Source organism: uncultured Algibacter sp., assembly GCF_947495675.1.
Taxonomy (GTDB): domain Bacteria; phylum Bacteroidota; class Bacteroidia; order Flavobacteriales; family Flavobacteriaceae; genus Algibacter_B.
This window is the reverse complement of sequence record NZ_CANLZX010000063.1, coordinates 1-355: the sequence shown is the minus strand read 5'-3', so window position 1 is coordinate 355 and position 355 is coordinate 1. Positions and strand designations below refer to the sequence as shown.

Sequence of the window (355 nt, the reverse complement as noted above, 5' to 3'; positions counted from 1 at the left end):
CTCCATTAGCATCCGTAATTGTAGGAGGTGTTGGTACAGTAGCATCTGCAATACACTCTATTGTTGTTCCTTCGTTAACAGGAACTGTAAAAGGTGCTAATTCAATAGTATAAGTATAAGTCCAATCAGCAGTATTTCCTGCACAATCCGTATAAGTGAATGTGTAGATAACGGCACCTTGACAATCTGGTGTATCTGATTTTGTTGGTGCAGAAGGTGTAATTTCATTACCACAGTTATCTAAAACAGTAGGTGGAGTAGGCTCTACAGCATCTGCCAAATTATCAACAGTTTCTGTGCCATTACCTGGTAATATAAAAGGATTTAAATCAATAGTATATGTATACGTATAAAC

The 355-nt window shown here is 36.9% G+C and carries 1 protein-coding gene; it reads right to left on the bottom strand.

The features are described 5' to 3' along the window. Nucleotides 1–355: hypothetical protein (locus Q0842_RS16105; RefSeq protein WP_298500524.1), on the bottom strand; the 355-nt coding region annotated here is incomplete at both ends.